The sequence below is a fragment of the Rhodococcus sp. T9N genome (genome assembly GCF_024436645.1).
GTDB classification, from domain to species: Bacteria; Actinomycetota; Actinomycetes; order Mycobacteriales; family Mycobacteriaceae; genus Rhodococcus_F; species Rhodococcus_F qingshengii.
On the sequence record NZ_JAMSKS010000001.1, the window covers coordinates 591,727 to 606,475 of the forward strand.

A 14,749-nucleotide genomic window follows, 5' to 3' on the forward strand; every position below is an offset into this window, starting at 1 on the left:
GCAATCGCGCCGCCCGGTGAGCGTTCGTCACTTCTTACCCACCACTGACACCCGTCGTCGGCAAGGTTACCCATGTGCCGTTCACCGGTGCCCGCTTACGGTTCGAAAGACGGGCCGCACATACCTCCTTCAGTGGCCCTGGCCGGTTTCTCGGTCCAGCGGACCGGAGTCGACCGAACTACGGAGGCCTCAACCACCAACTGGCTCAGCCAATTACACCAGAACACGGCGGTGCGACATGAACTCGACTTCGAAGCCTCACAACACAAGTGCTCGTAGTGGTCCGTTACACGACGTGATAGTCGTCGACCTCACGCGCGCACTCGCGGGTCCTCACGCGGCAATGATGCTCGGCGATCTGGGTGCCGACGTGATCAAGGTCGAATCACCTCACGGCGGCGACGACACCCGTGGGTGGGGGCCGCCTTTTGTGGAGCCCACGTTGGAACCACCGAACACGCAACGGGAATCGACGTATTTTCTGTCCACGAACCGGAACAAGAAGTCGATCACGCTCGATCTGAAATCCGACAGTGGGCGCGCGACCCTCGAAGATCTCGTCTGCCGCGCCGATGTTCTCATGGAGAACTTCCGCACCGGAGTTCTCGATCGACTCGGATTCTCCACCGAGCGGCTGGCCGAACTCAATCCTCGACTGATCGTCCTGTCCATCAGCGGTTTCGGCCACGACGGCCCGGAAGGCGGTCGCGCCGGCTACGACCAGATCGCCCAGGGGGAAGCCGGACTCATGTCGCTGACCGGCTCGAATCCGGACGACGTTCAACGAGTCGGAGTTCCGATCGCCGATCTTCTCGCCGGAATGTACGGGGCGTTCGGCGTCGTCGCGGCTTTGAAGGAACGCGAACAGACGGGGAAAGGCCGCGTTGTCCGAACGTCGCTCTTGGCCAGCGTGGTCGGTGTTCACGCGTTTCAAGGAACGAAGTGGACCGTCGCCGGTGAGGTAGGCACAGCGCAGGGCAACCACCATCCCTCCATCGCACCGTACGGGCTCTTTCGTACCGGCGATGGCGCAGTACAGATCTCGGTCGGCAGCGAAAGCCTGTGGAGAAGATTCTGCGAAGGATTCGACCTCGACCCTGACACCCCGGGTATGGCAACAAACGCCGAACGCGTCGAAAATCATTTCCAGGTCGTCGAATTGATCGAACGTACCTTCAAGCCGTACTCGCGTGACGAGCTTCTGACCGAACTCGACCGCATCGGAGTACCGGCAGGACGGGTTCGGACGATCTCCGAAGTGTACGAATGGGAGCAGACCCGATCACAGGGATTGCTCGTCGACGTCGACCACAGCACGCTCGGAAACATCACACTGCCCGGTCCACCGTTACGATTTTTCGATCCGGACGGAACCGAAGTGACGGAGACCCGCCACACTGCACCTCCGGTTCTCGGTGAAGACACTGACGAAATCATGTCATGGCTACAAGGATTCACCCGATGAACCGCCTGACGGCTCGCGACTTGCTCGACCTGGTGATCGATGCCGGCACCTGGGAGTCGTGGGATACCCCTCCGATTCCCGTCGCGACCGACTCCGACTACGCCGAAGCACTTCTGCGAGCCCAGGAGAAGACCGGGCTCGACGAGTCCGTCCTGACCGGAAGCGCCTCCGTCCGAGGCCGCCGTGTGGCAATCATCGTCTGCGAGTTCGGTTTTCTCGGTGGTTCGATCGGCGTGGCGGCGGGAGAACGCCTCGTCGTCGCCATCCGTCGAGCCACCCAAGAGCAGCTGCCCCTTCTTGCGCTTCCCACGTCCGGGGGAACGCGTATGCAGGAGGGGACGACGGCGTTTTTGCAGATGGTCAAGATCACCGCGGCGCTCATCAAGCACAAAGAAGCGCACCTGCCCTACATCGTCTATCTCCGAAACCCCACCACCGGAGGCGTATTCGCGTCCTGGGGATCACTCGGTCACGTGACGATCGCGGAACCGGGGGCCCTCGTCGGATTCCTCGGCCCTCGAGTGTTCGAGGCCTTGTACAACTCACCTTTCCCCGCCGGTGTCCAGACAGCGGAGAACCTTCACGAGCACGGACTCATCGATGCAGTGAGGCCGCCAGACCAGCTCGCCGAAATCGTCGAACGCGCATTGCGCATCATCACCGGGGCGCATCGTGGGTACTTATTGCCCAGTGACCCGTGCTCGTACGATTGCCCACCCGATACGTCAGCCTGGGAATCCGTCGTCGCATCCCGACGCGAAGACCGACCGGGGATACGGGAAGTGTTGCTCAATTCCGCCTCGGACATGCTCCCGCTCAACGGAACCGGCCAGGGCGAGAACGATCCCGGCATCATGCTCGCGCTCGTTCGCTTCGGCGACATGCCCTGCGTCCTTCTCGGACAGGACCGGCGCGGACAGACTGCTCACTCCCCACTCGGCCCCGGCGCTCTGCGGGAGGCTCGGCGAGGTATGCGGCTGGCCGCAGAACTCGACCTGCCGCTGGTGACGATCATCGACACAGCGGGCGCGGCACTGTCGAAGGAGGCCGAAGAAGGCGGACTGGCGGGCGAGATCGCTCGGTGCATAGCCGACATGATTTCACTCGAGGTCCCCACCATTTCCCTCCTGCTCGGGCAGGGCACGGGCGGCGGCGCCCTGGCACTGATTCCGGCCGATCGAGTGCTGGCGGCCCGCCACGGTTGGCTCTCGCCCTTACCTCCCGAAGGTGCGAGCGCGATCATGTTCCACGACGTCACGCACGCGCCGGACATGGCAGCCAGTCAAGGGATCAGGTCCTTCGATCTGCTCGCGGGCGGCATCGTCGATCGGGTCATCCCCGAATTTCCCGATGCCGCGGACGAATCCGCCGCCTTCTGCACTCGAGTCGGAGCGGTACTGCACTACGAGCTGAGCGTGCTCAGTGCTACCGATGCGACTGAACGGCTCAACACCCGCACCGAACGCATCGACCGTATCGGCCTGGTCGAAGCCAGTACCTCCGTCTGATCGATCAGTACCCAGAACACCGGAAAGGCCGGACATCCTCCGCGGAGGATGTCCGGCCTTCGTCGATCGAGCACACTCAGCCAAGCGTCACGTGAGTTGCTTGGCGGGTTCCTCCCGCTCGCCGCCGGGAGTCTTCGAATCCGGCTTGTTCGGTTCCGGATTCTTCGCATTCAGTTCCGGGTTCTTCGAACCGATGAACTGGCACAGGTGGTACATCCCGATCACGACGATGGTGCCGAGCGCGATGCCGCTGAGCGAGAACGTGTCACTGAACTTCAGGGCCGTGTCGCCGATACCGATGATGAGGCCGGCCGCGATCGGCATGAGGTTGAGCGGATTCCCGAAGTCGACGCCGTTCTCCTTCCAGATCTTGGCGCCGAGCAGACCGATCATGCCGTAGAGCACCACAGTGATTCCGCCGAGAACACCGCCGGGCGTCGCCGAGATGACGGCACCGAACTTGGGGGAGAAGCCGAGCATCATGGCGACGATGCCGGCAACCGCGTAGGCGGCGGTGGAGTACACACGGGTCGCTGCCATGACACCGATGTTCTCGGCGTACGTCGTGGTGGGCGAACCGCCGACGCTGCTGGCGATAGCGGTGGCGAAACCGTCACCGGCGAGCGCACGTCCCATGTACGGGTCGAGGTCGTCCCCGGTCATCTCGGCCACGGCCTTGACGTGGCCCGCGTTCTCCGCGATCAACGCGATGACACCCGGAAGGACCAGGATGATGAACGTGAGGCTGAACGACGGAGCGTGGATGCCGACGATTCCGTTGGCCTCGTCCGAGAACGGAGGAAGCCCGAACCACGACGCCGACTGCACCGAATCCCAGTTGACGCGGAAGTGCTCGGTGATCTGACCGGTGCCTGCGTCGTAGGAGGTGATCGTCCCCGAGACCCGGTCGAGGACCCAGGAGAGGACGTAGCCGAAGATCAGCGCCAGGAAGATGGCGATGCGCGCCATGAAGCCGCGTAGCGCGATACTCATGACGATCAGGGCCACCATGACGATAAGAGCCACCCACTGGTCCTGTGGCCAGTACAGCCCCGCGACGACGGGTGCCAGGTTGAATCCGATCAGCATCACCACTGCGCCGGTCACCACCGGGGGAAGAACCTTGAATACGACCCGGCCACCGAGGAAGTGGATCGCGATACCGATGGCTGCCAGGACCAGTCCGGACACCAGGATCGCGCCGGTCACCTCTGCGGATGTTCCGCCTTGGGCACGAATGGCGGCGATACCACCGACAAAGGCCGCCGACGTACCGAGGTAGCTGGGGATGCGTCCCTTGACCACCAGCAGGAAGAAGAGCGTACAGAAACCCGACATCATCACGGCAAGTTGAGGATTGAGCCCCATGATGATCGGGAAGACGAACGTCGCGCCGAACATCGACACCACGTGCTGGCTGCCCAGCCCGATGGTTCTTCCCCAGCTGAGCCGCTCGCCGGGAGCGACCACTTCACCCGGTTTGATGTTCTTTCCATCTCCGTGCAACGTCCAAATCGGCATGATGGGACCTTTCGTGCAGAGGAAGGTGTCCGAACGCTGAGTGTGCTCCAGCTCACAAAACACCGTGACTGGAGTGAAACGCTATTACAGCGCAGGGGTATCGACGTGATGACAATCTGCCAGAACCCACGGACTCGGATTGGCAATATTAGTGATTGATGCCGCGCATCGCGGTTATCTTCAGTGCTAGAGACAGATCCAGCCGTAGCTCGGGTTGCGCCGTGAAGGGTCCCAGCATTTTCTCCAGCTTAACGACCCTGTAACGCAGTGTGTTGTAATGGAAGTGGAGCTTGCGCGCTGTCTCGGCGATGTTGATGTTGGTCGCGAGCAAGACTTCCAATGTCTTGCGCATGTCCTGCGCTTCGGCAGTTTCCTCCGTCAGTTCCCGCAGTGTCTCCCGCGCGAACGTCTCCAGCTCGTTTTCGTCCTCGACCAGACTGAGCAGTCTGTACACACCGAGATCGTCGAACTGAGTCACCGTCCACGGACCGGAGATCCGTCGCCCGACGGTCAGTGCGGTGCGCGCCTGACTGTAGAGCGCGGGGACTGCGTCGATCGCCGCTGTCGGCCGGGACACCCCGACACTGAACGGCCTTCTCCCGCCGCCACCTTCACCGCGAACGACCGTGACGAGGTCCCGCACCAATGCCATCGTGTCAGTGCCGACGCCCATGACGATCACCGTCTCGCCCGTCAGCGCGGTCACCGCCGCACCGGGATCGCGGTGGGCGATCGCCCCGGAGAACGCCATCGCCTGGCGATCGACAACAGGCAGCCGAGCGGGCGCCACCGAGGCCGGTTCGTCGACCGGGTCCGGCTCGATCGAGACGATCACCAGCGGGCGGTCGAAGTCCCAACCGAATGTCTTGGCATGGGAGACAACGTGATCGTGGTCCCCGGCCCGACCGAGGAGCAGGTCGTGAACGAAGTTGGCGCGATGGCGTTCCTCCACCGACGCCACGGCTTGTTCGCGGGTGATGACCAACGCACACACCGACGCGGCCCGCTCGACCAGGTACTGGTCGTAACTCGTCATCACGCGCTCACCGGTGAACAACGCGAGACGCCCGTGGTCGATGTGATTGGCGGAAATCGCGGACACCGCGATGAATTGACCGTCGAACTCGTGCAGACCCAATCCGCCCTCGACGGTGTCGGTCCGCAGACGACCGGTGGAATCGACGGCGGGACAGGCAGACAGATGCTTGCGCTCCGCGGCGTCCCCGGCGCGGCAGATCTCGCGTCCGTCCGAGGTGGTGATCAGGGCGGCGCCCTTCATCTCCCGTGCGATGACTTCGGTCAATTGCGGGAGGCCGCCGCCGCCCATCACGACGTCGACCAGCAGCCGTCGCAAGCGCTCGGCCCCGAACATGGCGTCGATCTGGGCCGACTCCGTCTGCTCACGGTCTCTCGCCGCAGGGTGATCACACGCACCGTGAAAAACCAGGAGCGGGAAGCCGGCGCTTTCGGCCGCGTCGACCAGCTCCGGCGCGAGAGTGTCCCCGTCTGCGCCGAATTGGACGGCAAGTGCCGCAACACCTCGCGTCGACAACCGTCCGACAAATGCTTTGAAGGTTTCGGTGACCCTGGCGAGGGTTTCCGGCGTGGTGATCAGCAACTGTCCGTGCCGCAGCCACGGTCCGATGTCCGGAACCGCCATGAATCCCACCCGGGCTACCGTCGGGTCTTCGCAGCCGCCGGCGACCTTTCGAACACCAGGAAGGAGCTGGGTTCGAAAAAGTTCGGAGAGAACAGCATTCACCTCGGATGCCGGTACGGCCGGGTTTGCCACTTGGCAGGCACCTCGATTTCATTCGGATCACGGAAGATGGTTCACGAAAGAAACGATCCTATCCCCACCGAACACAAGATGTCCGAATTCAGCGCAGTCGACTCAGGCCGTTCGATGCAGGGCGGTCGGATTCTCCTGAGGTGGCGGGTGGATCGGCCCCTGCAGATCCCGCAGTTCCAAACCGGAGGCATTGCGCAGGGTCTTGGTCATCTCGGCGAGGATCGACACTGCAGTCTCCTCCGGTGTCCTCGCGCCGAGATCCAACCCGATCGGTGAGTGCAGACGCCCCAACTCGACGTCGGTGACGCCTCGCTCCTTCAACAGCGCAACCCGACGCTCATGCGTCGCACGACTTCCCATCGCGCCGACGTACGCAGCCGGCGAACGCAGCGCGATCTCGAGCAGGGGGATGTCGAACTTCTCGTCGTGCGTGAGCACGGCCAGGACGGTTTTGTTGTCGATCGGTGCGGTTTCGAGGAACTTGTGTGGCCACATGACGACCAGATCGTGGGCGTCGGGAAAGCGCGCCCGTGTCGCGAAGACCGGCCGTGCGTCCACGACGGTCACGCGATAACCCGCAAAGGCGCCCAACGTACACATCGAGGCCGCGAAGTCGATGGCCCCGAACACGTACATCCGCGGTAGTGGCGCGAAGATCTCGACCAGCAGGTCGTGCTGCGAATCGATGAGAGTTCCCGCCGGCGCGACAAAAGCGACGGACTCACCGGTGTCCATCGTGCGCAGCAGGATGGACACCTCGTCCTCCGTGGCATCCAGATCTCCGCTGCGTCGGCCGTGCTCGACGACGAGGTGCCGTGCCGGTGCTCCCGGACGCACTTCGGTGACCACGACGACGGGCGTATCGGCCTCGATCCGTTCACAAACCTGACCGAACTCGACGAAATCGGCTCCGACGGCCTGGACGAACACTTCGATGGTTCCGCCGCAGGTCAGCCCTACTCCGATGGCGTCGTCGTCGGAGACGCTGAAGACCTCGACACGACTGGTGCCGTCGGCGAGAACCTCCTGGGCGATCTCGTACAGTGCACTCTCGATACACCCGCCCGAAACGCTGCCGACCACCTCGCCGGAGCGTGAGACGGCCATCGAAGCACCGGGCATGCGCGGTGAGGATCGCCAGGTACGGACAACCGTCGCCAGTGCAAAATCCTCGCCGCGGGCGTGCCACTGCGCCAGCTGAGTGGAAATGTCGCGCATCGCCTCGCCTCCCGCTTGCATCGCCGTCCGTAGAGAGTTCACGGTATCGGCCCACCGCAATCCTGCCTGTCACACAATGCGCCTAAATCCGGGCCCTGCAGTTGTGCAATGTCGCCGTCGCATCACCTTGCGCTCTCGACCAGTGTTGTCACCGAGCCCAGCCGAAAGCAGGCCTGACCTTCATTCTTCCCCTCTCCGACGATCACTGCAGCGGCAATTCACGCAGATGGTGCGACGGATCGAGTGGGCGACGTTGCACACCACAGAACCGAGGTTTCCCCCATGGACCAATTGCTCAGCGGTATCAAAGTTCTCGACCTCACCCGTGCTCTCGCGGGCCCTCTGTGCACGTCGCTGCTCTCGGACTTCGGCGCCGACGTGGTCAAGGTCGAAACCCGTGGCTCCGGCGACAGTTCACGTCAGTGGCCGCCGTTCGACGGCGATCGAAGCCTCTACTTCGCTTCCGTGAACCGCGGCAAACGGTCGATCGCCATCGACATGCGCAGTGACCGCGGGCGGAAACTGCTTCGCAGCCTGGCCCTCGACGCAGATGTGCTGGTCGAGAACTTCCGTCCGGGAGTACTGGCCGACATGGGGCTCGATCCCGACTCGCTCGAGCAGGAGAATCCCGGGCTCGTCGTGATGAGCATCAGTGGTTTCGGCCCGGTGGGCCCGGACCAGTTCGCGCCCGGACTCGATCAGGTGGCCCAGGGTATGTCCGGGCTGATGTCGGTCACCGGTGCCGGGGAACAGACCCCGATGCGGGTCGGTATCCCCATCATCGACACGGTCTCGGGCATCTACGCAGCGCTGGGCATCACGGCGGCGCTTGCCTCTCGCGGTCGCGACGGTCGTGGGCACCGCGTGCAGACCTCGTTGCTGGAATCCGCGATCTCGATCATGACCTTCCAGGCGCAGGACTACCTGAGCACCGGGCGGGTTTCGACGCCGAACGGCAATACGCACCCGACGATCACGCCGTACGGCGCTTTCGACACTGCCGACTTCCCGATCAACATTGCCACCGGCTCGGACAAGCACTGGATCGCACTGTGCTCGGTACTCGGCGACCCCGAGCTCGCCTTCCGTGCCGAATATGCCACGGGTAAAGAACGTTTGGCGCACCGAGACCAACTGACCAAAGAACTCGAGGACCTACTGACCACGAAGGGCGCGGCGCAATGGATCTCCGAGATCCGCGGTGCCGGAATCCCCTGCGGCCCGATCCATTCGATCGATCAGGTGTTCTCCGACCCGCAGGTCGAGGCATTGCAGATGGTCGAGCAGACCCAGAGCGCCGACGGAACGTCGATTCCCGTTGTCCGCGGACCGTTCTGGGTGGACGGCAAGACCCTTCCCGTCAGGAATGGGCCACCCATGACTCTCGGCGGTGACGCCGACGACGTACTCACCGACTTCGGCCTGCGCCCGGAGGAGATCGAGGATCTTCGCGCAAATTCGGTGATCTGACCGCACACTAGTAACAGAGCAGACGCTCTGTTACTGTGCGTTCATGCCTCGGCCACGCGTCCACGACCTCGACACCCTGCTCGACGCTGCCGAAAAACTAGCCGCCACCGCCGGGCCGAGCGCTGTCACGGTCCGGGCAGTCTCCGACGCCACCGGTGTATCCAACGGGGCGATCTATCACGCATTCGGCTCTCGCAGTGGACTGGTCGGTAGCGCGTGGCTGCGTGCTGCGCGACGATTTCTCGCGCTTCAACAATCGAGAGTGGACGACGCTCTCGCGGACCCGTCGCCGACTTCGGCGGTTTCCGCCGTCGTCGCGGCCGCCGAAGTTCCGGCTGTCTTCGCGCTCGACTACCCACAATCCGCGTTGCTGCTGTTGACGATCCAGCGCGACGAACTGCTCGGCACCGACGTCCCTGCCGACATCGCCGAGCAACTCACACAACTCGACCGGTCTCTGGTCGAGTTGTTCATCCGGTTGTCGACCGCGCTCTGGGGCCGCAAGGACGGCCGAGCCGTCGAGGCAATCGAGGCCTGTGTTGTCGGCCTGCCTACCGGATTACTCATTCATCCCGCCAAACGCGCCGACGGTTGGCGAGTCCCCGACGCCGCAGCACGCGCGCGGTTGGATGCCGCCGTTCGAGCGGTTCTGCATCTCGACCCACCACTGCCCAAGCCACGCAACAGGAAAGGCCAATCATGACCGCAACTCTGCGCTTCGAAGACAAGATCGCCGTTCTCGATCTCGGCGAGGACGAGAATCGATTCTCGCCGGATTGGCTCGGTTCCGTCGACAAGCTGCTCGACCAGGCTTTGAGCGAAGGCGCACATGCCCTGGTCACCACGGCGACGGGCAAGTTCTACTCCAACGGACTCGACCTCGACTGGCTGGGCGCGAACGGCGACAAGGCGAAGTGGTATGTGCAGCAGGTGCAGTCGCTGTTCGCTCGGATGCTGACGTTCCCGATGCCCACCGTCGCGGCGATCAACGGCCACGCCTTCGGAGCCGGCGCCATGCTCGGCATCGCGCACGATTACCGCGTCATGCGCGATGATCGCGGCTACTACTGCTTCCCGGAGGTGGACATCAACATCCCCTTCACTGAAGGAATGGCAGCTCTCATCCAGGCCAAACTCAGCCCGGCGTCGGCAATCGTCGCCATGACCACGGGGCGGCGATACGGCGGAAGTGACGCATTCGCAGCCGGTTTGGTGGACTTCACCGCATCCGTCGACGCTTTGACCGCCAAGGCCATCGAAATGGTTGCACCAATCGGCCCGAAGAATGCGGGCACACTGGGGGCAATCAAGTCGACGATGTTCGCTTCAGTGGTCACCGCTCTGAACACCGACGGCTAGAAGCGACGGACTGTGTTCTCGCAGAGCCGCTTCCAGATCGTCGGCAACACTTTCGGGATCGCGGCCTTCGGTGCTCAGAACCACGTCGACTCCACTGAGCGTCGGCATCGAACCGGCCAGCAGTTGTGACGCCTCCACCAACTCGTCCAACCCGGCCCAGCCGGCCGGTTCACGTTCGATGATTCTGGTACGCAACGTATCCGGATCGGCCTCGAGGCGCGCCAGCAGGTGCCCCTCGGCGCCGGTCGCGGCCAGCAGGGCGCGCCCGTAGTCGTCGTCTTCGACGGTCGCCGTGAGAAACAGGAGTCCGTACCCCGCTTCCCGGTACGACGCGGACAGCATCCCGACGTGTGAGATTGCCCGTTCGGCCCCCAGCGGCGGATAGCACCGCTCGAGTTCGTCCACCTCGATCATCGCGTTGCTCACCCCGGCCTCGCCGAGTCGATCGTGAAGCGCGGTCAGCACGGAACTCTTCCCCGCGCCCGGCGGGCCTGTCAGCAGCAGTACGAACACGTCCTCCACTATTGCAGAGCCGTAAGCACGTCCAGAACCTTGTGCAGGCGCGGGGCGGCGAGAAGGCTGGAGAAGACAGCTCGACATGTACAACAGCCCTGATCGGAGCACAGCGATGACCACCACGATCACCGAAATCGCGCCGGACATCTACCGACTGTCGACCTTCGTGGACGAAGCGAACCTCACGATGAACCAGTTTCTCGTCGACGGCGAGGAACCCTTGCTCTTCCACACCGGGCAGCGAGCGTTGTTCACCTCGGCTTCCGACGCACTCTCCACGCTGATCGACATCGACCGTCTGAAATGGATCACGTTCGGTCACGTCGAGGCCGACGAATGCGGGTCCATGAACTCCTGGCTTGCGGCGGCCCCCGAAGCGCAAGTTGCACACGGTGCGATGGGGTGCTTCGTCCAGGTCAACGATCTGGCCGATCGGGCGCCACTTCCCTTGCAGGACGGCGACGTACTCGAAACCGGCAGCCGCCGAGTCCGGCACATCGACACCCCACACGTCCCACACGGTTGGGACGCGGGTCTGATGTTCGAGGAGACGACGTCGACGCTGTTCTGCGGAGATCTCTTCACTGCGTTCGGGCACCACCCCGCGACCACCGAGCACGAAATCGTCGGTCCCGCTTTGGAAGCCGAGGACTTGGGCCACGCCACCTGCCTCACCCCGGATCTCGAACCCACGATCCGCGCCCTGGCCGACCTCGAGCCGCGGATTCTGGCTACCATGCATGCACCGACGTACTACGGCGACTGCGTCACCACGCTTCACGACCTTGCCGACTCGTACGCAACACGTTTCGCAGCCGAAACCGAAAGATGGAAGTCAGACTAGAGCTTGCGCATTCGACGTGATTCGCGCCGCCACGGACAGCGCAACGTGCTCGTGGAACGGCCGGGCCACCACTTGCACTCCGACCGGTAAACCGTTGCGGGAGAGTCCTACCGGAACCACGACCGACGGAAGGCCGAGCACACTGATCGCCCGGCAACTCGCGAGCGCGTCCATCCACGTGAGTTTGCGACCGCCCACCTCGAAGCTCTCCACACCGAGCGGCGGAGCGAGCACCGACGCAACCGGCAGAATCAGGACGTCGCCCATCTCGTCGAGGAAGTCGGCGATCAACATCGCACGATCCGCCCACAGCGCTTCCACCTCGGCGGAACTGCGATCACGGCCTGCCGCAAGCATGGCGGTGATGTCCGCGTCGAAAGAGTGCGCTGAACCTGCGGCGAGAGAGTGGATGTCCGCGTGGGTCTCGACCGATCGCAACGCGCCGAAAAGCGCGTTGGCCCGCGGCAGAGCCAGACCGTCGTACTCGCTCGCGTCCAGGCTGATCGCCACCGTCCGAACCGCTGACCGGATTTCTTCGTCGACGGGAATCGTTCCCTCGCCGGTGGCCCAGCGGATGTCGAGGTCGTCGACGTCGACCGAATCAGGCTCGCTCCACGAGAAATGCGGCTTCGACAGGACGCGCAACGCAAGCGCCGCATCACCGAGGTTGCGGGCCAGTGGGCCGATGGTCTGGATCGTGCCGTGCATCGTCGCAGGATTGGCGAGTACCCGTCCATCCGAAAGCACGCCGGGGTATTGCCCTTCAGGGTCGATACGGCCGAGCGTCGGGCGAACCGAAGTGAGGCCGGTGCAGTGGGCGGGCCAACGCACCGAGCCACCAAAATCCGTACCGAGTCCGAGCACGCTCATTCCGGCAGCAACCGACGCGGACTCGCCGCCACTCGATCCGCCGGGGGACCGGACGACGCCGTCCGGTCGCACCGGACTGGCCGTGGTTCCGAACAGTTCGTTTCGAGTCAGGCCGCACGCGCCGAATTCCGGGGTGTTGGTCTTGCCGATCAGAATCGCACCGGCAGCCTTGAATGCCGCGACGGCCGGGGCGTCGACGGCCGGGACGTTGTCCGCCAGAGTGCGAGAACCGGCAGTGGTGCGCACGCCGGCAGTGGCGATCAGGTCCTTGACCGTGAACGGAACCCCGGCAAGGGGGCCGAGTGTCTCACCGAGAAGGCGTCGCTCGTCCAGGGCATCCGCGGCCGTGCGAGCCTCCTCGGCGCACACGGTGACCAGTGCGTTGAGTTCGACATTGCATTCGTCGACCCGTGCGAGATGTTCTTCGACGACGGTCCGCGCCGACACCTGACCCGACCGCACGGCCTCGGCGATGGATCGGGCATCACGGCCCACCCAGCTCTCACGACTCATCGCACGCCTCTCCTTGCCAGTACCCTCTGCCGAGCGTAAGGACAACGAGCAACCCGAGAAACGACCACAATGCACATACCGACGGCGCCGGCGATGTGAGGTTTTGCCACAACGTTGGCGGCCCCGGAGGGATCGGTCAGGTGCTGGTACCTACAAACCCTGCCTGATGAATGCAGCAAGCTTCTCGATCTGTTGCTCGTTTCGTTTGTAATGCCGCCACTGACCGATTCGTGTGGTGGTCACCAGATCCGCGGCCTGGAGTGCGGCCATGTACTGAGACGCCGTCGATTGCGACACCTTCGCCCTCGCTTGAATGTGCTTGAGGCACACTCCGACCTCCTCAGCAGGCTCGAGCTGAGGGGGAAAGCTCCCGGGGTCTTTCAACCACTGCAGGATTTGCACACGCATCGGGTTGGCCAGCGCCTTGAACGCCGTTTCCCACTCGGTTGTTGCGTCTTCCATGTTCGTGAGCATACCGCTAGATCGCGAAATGCCGATATGTGTGGTTCACTCTCTATATCGCAACATCGCGATATACCAATGGGGGCTGAAATGGTGCAGCACGACAAAGTGGCACTCGTGGTCGGAGCCCGAGGCGTGATCGGTGGGAACTTGATCGATCACCTCGAGTCGACCGGAGAATGGAAGATCATCGGACTCTCGCGGCGAGGCGGTACGGACACCGACCGGGTCGAACACATCGCAGTCGACCTGCTCGATCCTTACCGGACTGCAGCGGCACTGAGCGGACTGGGCGACGTCACTCACGTCTTCTACGCCGCCTATCAAGACCGCCCGACATGGGCCGAGCTGGTTCCGCCCAACTTGGCGATGCTGGTCAACACTCTCGACGCCATCGAGCCCGTTGCGGGCGGACTCGAGCACGTCAGCCTGATGCAGGGCTACAAGGTTTACGGGGCACACCTCGGACCGTTCAAAACTCCGGCCCGCGAGAGCGATCCACCGCACATGCCACCCGAGTTCAACGTCGACCAACAGCAGTTCCTCGAACGCAGGCAGCTCGGCAAGTCGTGGACATGGTCGGCGATCAGACCCTCGGTCGTCTCCGGATTCGCACTGGGTAACCCGATGAACCTCGCGATGGTCATCGCCGTCTACGCGACCATCTCGAAGAAACTGGGTGTCCCACTCCGATTCCCCGGCAAGCCCGGCGCGTACACCAGCTTGATCGAGATGACCGACGCCGGACTCCTGGCCGAAGCGACGGTCTGGGCCGCGACCAACCCCGAGTGCGCAAATCAGGCGTTCAACATCAACAACGGCGACCTGTTCCGCTGGCAGGAGATGTGGCCGAAGATCGCAGCCTTCTTCGACATGGACGTCGCACCTCCGCTCCCGATGTCCCTCGATGTCGCAATGGCGGACAAGGAGTCGGTGTGGGATGAACTCGTCGAGGAACACCAACTTGCTCGGACCCCGTATTCCGATGTCTCGTCCTGGGGGTTCGGTGACTTCGTATTCGGATGGGACTACGACTTTTTCGCTGACGGATCGAAAGCTCGGCGGTTCGGATTTCACCGCCACGTCGACACCGAAGCGATGTTCCTCGACATCTTCGCCAATCTGCAGGCTCGGAAGATAATCCCCTGACTGAAACACGGTCGCTTCGGATCCTACGAACACTGTCACTGTCGGACCCCACGACTAACGTC

At 63.4% G+C, this 14,749-nt stretch carries 13 protein-coding genes; 7 read left to right on the forward strand and 6 right to left on the reverse strand.

Features of this window, described 5'->3' with window-relative positions; genetic code table 11:
- The first annotated feature begins 238 nt into the window (after window positions 1–238).
- Complete coding sequence (locus M1L53_RS02810; RefSeq protein ID WP_054187238.1) at window positions 239–1,465, forward strand: CaiB/BaiF CoA-transferase family protein; 1,227 nt, start codon at window positions 239–241, stop codon at window positions 1,463–1,465.
- Window positions 1,462–2,973, forward strand: coding sequence for a carboxyl transferase domain-containing protein (locus M1L53_RS02815; protein ID WP_007735211.1), 1,512 nt, complete (start codon window positions 1,462–1,464; stop codon window positions 2,971–2,973). The genes M1L53_RS02810 and M1L53_RS02815 overlap by 4 nt, the downstream gene beginning before the upstream one ends.
- A gap of 87 nt (window positions 2,974–3,060) precedes the next feature.
- Here M1L53_RS02815 and M1L53_RS02820 read toward each other — a convergent pair whose 3' ends face one another.
- The 3 genes from M1L53_RS02820 to M1L53_RS02830 form a co-directional block, all read right to left on the reverse strand.
- Window positions 3,061–4,494, reverse strand: a complete 1,434-nt coding sequence (locus M1L53_RS02820) for a uracil-xanthine permease family protein (protein WP_054187239.1) — start codon at window positions 4,492–4,494, stop codon at window positions 3,061–3,063.
- 148 nt (window positions 4,495–4,642) lie between these two features.
- Window positions 4,643–6,286, reverse strand: a complete 1,644-nt coding sequence (locus M1L53_RS02825; RefSeq protein WP_054187240.1) for a PucR family transcriptional regulator — start codon at window positions 6,284–6,286, stop codon at window positions 4,643–4,645.
- Between the two features lie 102 nt (window positions 6,287–6,388).
- Window positions 6,389–7,504 (reverse strand): XdhC family protein, encoded by a 1,116-nt coding sequence (locus M1L53_RS02830; protein WP_054187262.1) that lies wholly within the window; start codon window positions 7,502–7,504, stop codon window positions 6,389–6,391.
- Between the two features lie 282 nt (window positions 7,505–7,786).
- Here M1L53_RS02830 and M1L53_RS02835 point away from each other — a divergent pair, with 282 nt between their 5' ends.
- From M1L53_RS02835 to M1L53_RS02845, 3 genes are read left to right on the forward strand one after another with little or no spacing between them, the layout of a single operon-like run.
- On the forward strand, window positions 7,787–8,974 hold the full coding sequence (locus M1L53_RS02835; RefSeq protein WP_054187241.1) for a CaiB/BaiF CoA-transferase family protein: 1,188 nt from the start codon (window positions 7,787–7,789) through the stop codon (window positions 8,972–8,974).
- 43 nt (window positions 8,975–9,017) lie between these two features.
- On the forward strand, window positions 9,018–9,677 hold the full coding sequence (locus M1L53_RS02840) for a TetR/AcrR family transcriptional regulator (RefSeq protein WP_003946066.1): 660 nt from the start codon (window positions 9,018–9,020) through the stop codon (window positions 9,675–9,677).
- Entirely contained in the window at window positions 9,674–10,333 is a 660-nt protein-coding gene (locus tag M1L53_RS02845; protein WP_050655949.1) for an enoyl-CoA hydratase-related protein, read from the forward strand. The genes M1L53_RS02840 and M1L53_RS02845 overlap by 4 nt, the downstream gene beginning before the upstream one ends.
- On the opposite strand, the gene M1L53_RS02850 is transcribed toward M1L53_RS02845, so the two are convergent.
- A complete protein-coding gene (locus tag M1L53_RS02850) occupies window positions 10,301–10,996 on the reverse strand; it encodes a hypothetical protein (RefSeq protein WP_261949200.1) in 696 nt (231 codons plus the stop codon). The two genes, M1L53_RS02845 and M1L53_RS02850, sit on opposite strands and share 33 nt — an antisense overlap.
- Here M1L53_RS02850 and M1L53_RS02855 point away from each other — a divergent pair.
- Window positions 10,962–11,693 carry an MBL fold metallo-hydrolase gene (locus M1L53_RS02855; RefSeq protein WP_003946042.1) on the forward strand — a complete coding sequence of 244 codons (732 nt, stop codon included), beginning with the start codon at window positions 10,962–10,964 and terminating at the stop codon, window positions 11,691–11,693. The genes M1L53_RS02850 and M1L53_RS02855 overlap by 35 nt on opposite strands.
- On the opposite strand, the gene M1L53_RS02860 is transcribed toward M1L53_RS02855, so the two are convergent.
- Window positions 11,685–13,076, reverse strand: a complete 1,392-nt coding sequence (locus M1L53_RS02860; protein ID WP_054187242.1) for an amidase — start codon at window positions 13,074–13,076, stop codon at window positions 11,685–11,687. The genes M1L53_RS02855 and M1L53_RS02860 overlap by 9 nt on opposite strands.
- 150 nt (window positions 13,077–13,226) lie before the next feature.
- The gene (locus M1L53_RS02865) at window positions 13,227–13,538 is read right to left on the reverse strand and encodes a helix-turn-helix transcriptional regulator (RefSeq protein WP_007735219.1); all 312 of its coding nucleotides are present in this window, start codon (window positions 13,536–13,538) and stop codon (window positions 13,227–13,229) included.
- Window positions 13,539–13,628: 90 nt separating this feature from the next.
- Here M1L53_RS02865 and M1L53_RS02870 point away from each other — a divergent pair, with 90 nt between their 5' ends.
- Complete coding sequence (locus tag M1L53_RS02870) at window positions 13,629–14,687, forward strand: SDR family oxidoreductase (protein WP_042926153.1); 1,059 nt, start codon at window positions 13,629–13,631, stop codon at window positions 14,685–14,687.
- Window positions 14,688–14,749 lie beyond the last annotated feature (62 nt).